This window comes from Blastocatellia bacterium (assembly GCA_025054955.1).
In the GTDB taxonomy this organism is placed as follows: Bacteria; Acidobacteriota; Blastocatellia; order HR10; family J050; genus JANWZE01.
This window is the reverse complement of the sequence record JANWZE010000041.1, coordinates 1-5234: the sequence shown is the minus strand read 5'-3', so window position 1 is coordinate 5234 and position 5234 is coordinate 1. Positions and strand designations below refer to the sequence as shown.

The following is a 5234-nucleotide window of genomic DNA, read 5'->3' as shown; positions in this document are numbered from 1 at the left end:
GCCCCGTCATTGGCTAAATACCATACGCTGGCTGCCTCACTGATAACAACGATGAATCAAAGCACTGGTATTGCTTTCTGGGTAATTGCTCATGAGCGAGGTTCACCACGACGAACAATGAAATTCTTTCGCGCCGTTCGGGTGTTTCGTGGGCTATTTTCGTGTAGGTTGGCAGGGAGTTAGAGCGGTCTGCGAATGAGTCTGCTCTGGGATCGCGCGCCCGGCGTGCCTCAACCCCCAAGATGCGGAGCTCTCAGGCTAAGGACAAATTAAAATCGCTCCAGTTCAAGGAGAGCAAAAGCGATGACAGGCCAAACGAGCGCGTCGCTAGGGTCGAGCTAGCTGCTTGATGATGGTACGAGCCATGTCACTGTCAGAAGCATTGAAATACGGATTCGTGGCCAGCGCGCGCTCCAGGTAGTCGCGGGCTTGCGTGGCGTCGCCCAGGCGATAGTAAATCATGCCGGCGTGGAAAAAGAGCTCTGCGTCTTTGATGCCCCAGCGCAGCGCCTCTTGTATGGTTTGAGCAGCCTGCTCGTAGCGTCCGTTTTTGTAGTATGCCCAGGCCAGCGTATCATAGGCGAACACGTCACGCCGCAGCTCAATGTCCTTCTGCGCCAGCGTCAATGCTTCAGCTAGGTTCACGTCGTGATCCAAGTACAAGTGAGCGAGGTGACGATAATAATCCACCCGCCCGGCAGCAATGGCGCGCCGATAGGCGGCTTCGGCCTGGCGGCGGAGCCGTCGAGCTTGAGCTGTGTATCCCATCTGGGCATAGACTCCGGCCAGCGCGGCTTGCCATTCTGGATTTGCCCGCTGCTTCAGCAATTTCCTATACAGCGCGATGGCCGCTTTGAAGTTGCGCTGAGCAGTGCGCAGTTCAGCCAGATGCTCGATGGCCAGCGTATCGTTGGGCGAAGCGGCCAACGCTTGCTGATAGGCTTGTTCAGCTCGATTCAAATCCCCCACTCCGAAGTAATGACTACCCAGTTGCACATATCCCCAGGATATGAGCGACTGGCCTACTTTGTCCTGAACGGCCACGGTCAGCGCCTGCTGCATTTGGTTGAGCGCGCCCTCCATGTCGCCGCGCACATAGCGGCAGCGGGCTGAATGAGTCAGGGCATAAAAGTCAGGTTTAATGGCCAGCATCTTGACTGCCACCTCTGTCGCACGTTCGTAATCACCGCTGGCAAAGTAGGCATCGCTGAGGTACACGTAGGATTCTGTATCGCTCGGCACGGCCTCGACGGCCTGCCATCCATAGGAAATTGCTTCCTGAAAACGATGCTGGGCGACGTAGAGAGCCGTCAGATGGAGCAATGCTTCGTAGTTTGGCTGCAAGTGGAGCGAGCGTTTGAGCGCCTCTTCGGCTTTGGCGTAGTAGGCGACGTCGTCCGTGTCGCGGGCCTTCCTCAGATAGGCGGCCCCCAGTCCCGCGTGCGAAGGCCAGTGCAAGGGGTCTTTGGCAAGCTTGGCGCGGTAATACTCGATCTGTTTATCCGGTTGCTGTTGGGCGTACACCCAGGAAGAGAGCAGTAGCACCACCAGCAACCGGCACCAATTGCAAGGATTCACTCTCGCCATCCTGGCTCTCCATCATCGCGGCGGGTGCGGTGGGGCCAGGTAGGGGAACGTTTCCAAAAACGGCAGGTCATTCGCGCTGGGAAACGGTGCATCACTGGCAACGATGCGTGGCACTGCTGTCAAATCCACCACATCATCAGTCAGCGCTCGACCATTGGGGAATGCGGCTGGTTTGGATGTGTCGTAGATCATCACATCTGGTTTCAGGCCGGTGCGCGCTAGATGTTCACTGGGATGTAGCGTATTGAGTGCCAGAAATTCTGGTTCCTGGGAGCGTAGCGAGCGCCCGGCCAAATCGTGGAATGGCCCTTCTATGGTCTCCACCTTTGAAGTAGCCCAGATGAGGATGGTGCTTTGATTCTTAAGGACAGAGGCCAGCGGCACCTGGATTACAATCGCTGCGATATTACGTCCGATGCGTGGCCCGCGAATGAACGGATCATCGCGCAAACCGGCATAGAAACCCGTGAGCCAGATACCATCATACTGTCCATCGCTCCGACGATACTCGATCGAGGCCGACTGATCAGGATTGAAGCGGATGCGATAGGTGATGTCTTCCCGAATCCCGGCTGGGTTCAGAATCGTGCCTCCCAGGAGGTCGGGGTCTTCTGGGCTGACCTCAGAATCGTAGTCAACGTGGATATCGAAGGTCACGTCGGAAGGAAACCGATAGCTGGCGGCGCTTGGCGGAATAGTCGGATCACTGCAGAGCGAGATGACGAGATTCTCTTCCCGAACGAAAGCGTGTAAATCAGTGAGCCGCGCATCATGACGATTCAACATCCGCAATAATGGCGTGTCGTCGTGATCCGAGGCCGAAGCAGGCCAGCTTAGTGGCATTGCACATAGAACGCTGAAGCTGAGAAACATGACAACGAGCCGTTTCATTAGCGATACCTCCTTAATCTCTGAGAGTGTCGGGCCGTAAAACTTATATGGATTCGGCCTCCGCGTGTCAAGCAGAGAACTCATCAATTCACGGGAGCTCGCTGACGCAAGGGAACAATGCCAGTTAGGATGTTTCTTCCAGGACATCTTCTTCCGGTTCGATGACCTCGAAGCCGGCCTGCCGCAGCGCATGCGCGCGTCGGCTGTGGATTGAAGCAGTGGCCAGGATCACGCGAGTCGGTTCCACACCGGTAGCCTCTGTGTAAATTCGTCGCTTGCGTTCGAGCCGCTCTTGAATCTTCGGCCCAACGCTCGCGGCGATCTCGACCAAGATGTGCTGCCCGTTTTTGATGATGACATCGAACTGTTCGCCATCAATCGTGCGTGTCTCAACCTTGACGCCGAAGGATTCTTCCAGCAGTGTGGCAATCGTCTGACGGAAGATGCTCTCGTTACGAATGCCCCAACGACTGCCAAGACGATCTATGGCGCGATGGAGATTTTCAAAGCCCTGACGCATCTCGGCCGTCAGCTCATCAAATCGTCGGTCCACCTGTTCGAATCGTTCATCCACTTTTTCGAATCGTTGATCAACTTGGTCGAATCGTTCATCCACCTGTTCGAATCGTTGGTCAACTTGGTTGAATCGTTGATCCACCTGTTCGAATCGTTGATCCACCTGTTCGAATCGTTGGTCAACTTGGTCGAATCGTTGATCCATGCGATCCAGTCGTTGATCAACTTGCTCGAAGTGTTGATCCATGCGATCCAGTCGTTGATCAACTTGCTCGAAGTGTTGATCCATGCGATCCAGTCGTTGATCAACGTTGTCGAACCGTTGTGCGGTCTCATGACGAAAGGCTCTGAGTTCTTCGGACAGGCTGGCGAACTCTTGCCGGGAGGGAAAAGTCTCCAGCATCATGCCCCATATCTCGTAGCGCGTTTCTGGGTGTTCGCGCAACAGACGCGGCAATTCGGTCTTCAAGATTTCTCGCAGTGTCTCTAGATCAATGGCCATCGTGCACCTCACTGTGCCACCATGAGTATACCGGCATTGCACTCCGCATGCAATCTAACCGGGCAGTCCGTCGCCGTCGGTAGCAAAGACGCAGCCCAAGGGAGCATCCACGAGTGAAGCTCAACGCAGGCGCTTGGTGGGGCGATTGAACTCAGCCTGTTTAGCTGCTTCCGTGGCATCCGCGAGCGAAGCTCAACGCAGGCGCTTGGTGGGTGTTATTTCCGAGGCGGAATGTCAGTGTCTTCCACGTCAACTGGTTTGGGCGTATCGCTACAAAAGGTTCTCAGTCCTGAGGCGGGATGTCAGTGTCGCAGAATTTTCACCGTGCCTTTGTGTATTTGCTTTAAGGATAAACCGGCGACTCGCGCTTGGGTCGCAGGAGGCTCGTAGTAACCTTCCGCGACCCAAGCGTCTCACTCGTTCATCAACCGGCTGATCTTATACAGCTCAGGGCCGGACGGTTTTCCGTCTGGTGCTGGCTGGGACCGGGTTGCTCCTACCTAAACATTCTGAGTTTATTCATCTGCTCAGCCGTGAGCGGTTGAGCAAAGAGCATTTGAGTTCGATCCGCGCCGCTTTTCAGAAAGACCCATTTGGTCGGGTCCGTCTGTGCAGCGGTGGGATCGCCTGTATAGTTGACAAAGTCAAGTTGGAGCGTCTGCGGCCAATCTGGCGGAATAGGAATCACGCCCTTGGTGTTGAGGATTTGATTGCCGTCCCACCTGGTGACGGTGATGCGCCCTGTTTGGAAATACTCCTGAAGCGCAGGGCTGTTATGGCAATCCTGGCACGTCCGGGCGTTTTTCACAATTGTGTGTGCCCGGTAAGGAGCCAGCGCGTAGAAGGATTGACCTTGGTAGGTCAAGGCCATGAACGTGCCTGCGTGGACCTTGCCGCTGCCTTCCCGCCGCAGTAGCAGCAGATAGTCTCTCAGCACGCCGTAGGGCCGTTTGCGATCTCCTGCCACTTCGCTCTCGAAGTGACAATTGTAACAGGTGATGACCGACTGCGTGTGGCACGCCGTGCAGTCAACCGAACGGAAATGAATCAGGTGCGAGACGTTTTGAGTCGCGACTTGCGTGTGGCAGGTCTCGCACTTGACATCCATTGCTCCCGGTTGCAACCAAGAGGTGTACTGCGTGCCATCGCCGTGCATTTCACGAGACGTATGACAGTTCGTGCACTTGAATCCGGCCGCCCGGTGAACATCGGGATAGCCCAGGCGGATCTCGAGACCCTGTCGGCTATGGCATTTGAGGCACGTTTGGTCTGGAACTGGATCGCCGATACGCACATGGCAATCTGAGCAGTCCGGCCGATAGGTTGCAGTGCTGATGGGGGTTCCATCAGCGCGGGTGCCTGGATGACAGCTCAGGCAGGTCAGTTGACCGATCGGAATGCCTGTCAACGTTTCAAACCCACCGTTTGCGGCACTGTACCAAGTGACTTTGCCGCGTCGTGTGGCATGCAAACTGGTGGGAAACGTTTCAAAAGGATTTCGCTGCGCCACGCCATGCGCGGGCGTGGGACGCGCTGTGACCGGTAGCTGCGCGCTCTGCTGCACGCTCGCTCCACTCGTTGCTTTGACCTCGGCTTTGGCATCATAAAGAATGCTCAAGCCAAGAGCCATAATAAAGACCACGATCACGAATTTAAGATTGCGTTTGATGGTTCTACTCATAGATCACCTCCAGAAGTAAAGTTGAAACACCAGAGAACTCAGATCATAGGCGAGACA

Annotated in this window: 4 protein-coding genes; all 4 read right to left on the bottom strand. The window is 55.5% G+C overall.

Going from position 1 to position 5234, the window contains the following annotated elements; translation table 11 throughout:
• Window positions 1–327: 327 nt before the first annotated feature.
• Window positions 328–1587 (bottom strand): tetratricopeptide repeat protein, encoded by a 1260-nt coding sequence (locus NZ823_05555; GenBank protein ID MCS6804597.1) that lies wholly within the window; start codon window positions 1585–1587, stop codon window positions 328–330.
• Between the two features lie 12 nt (window positions 1588–1599).
• The gene (locus NZ823_05550) at window positions 1600–2478 is read right to left on the bottom strand and encodes a DUF4331 family protein (GenBank protein MCS6804596.1); all 879 of its coding nucleotides are present in this window, start codon (window positions 2476–2478) and stop codon (window positions 1600–1602) included.
• 124 nt (window positions 2479–2602) lie between these two features.
• On the bottom strand, window positions 2603–3496 hold the full coding sequence (locus tag NZ823_05545) for a DUF3782 domain-containing protein (GenBank protein ID MCS6804595.1): 894 nt from the start codon (window positions 3494–3496) through the stop codon (window positions 2603–2605).
• A gap of 496 nt (window positions 3497–3992) precedes the next feature.
• Window positions 3993–5177, bottom strand: a complete 1185-nt coding sequence (locus tag NZ823_05540; protein MCS6804594.1) for a cytochrome c3 family protein — start codon at window positions 5175–5177, stop codon at window positions 3993–3995.
• Window positions 5178–5234 lie beyond the last annotated feature (57 nt).

Excerpts from the sequence above, each read along its gene's own strand:
- NZ823_05545 (MCS6804595.1), bottom strand. The coding sequence starts at position 3,496 with ATGGCCATTGATCTAGAGACACTGCGAGAAATCTTGAAGACCGAATTG.
- NZ823_05555 (MCS6804597.1), bottom strand. The coding sequence starts at position 1,587 with ATGGCGAGAGTGAATCCTTGCAATTGGTGCCGGTTGCTGGTGGTGCTA.
- NZ823_05550 (MCS6804596.1), bottom strand. The coding sequence starts at position 2,478 with ATGAAACGGCTCGTTGTCATGTTTCTCAGCTTCAGCGTTCTATGTGCA.
- NZ823_05540 (MCS6804594.1), bottom strand. The coding sequence starts at position 5,177 with ATGAGTAGAACCATCAAACGCAATCTTAAATTCGTGATCGTGGTCTTT.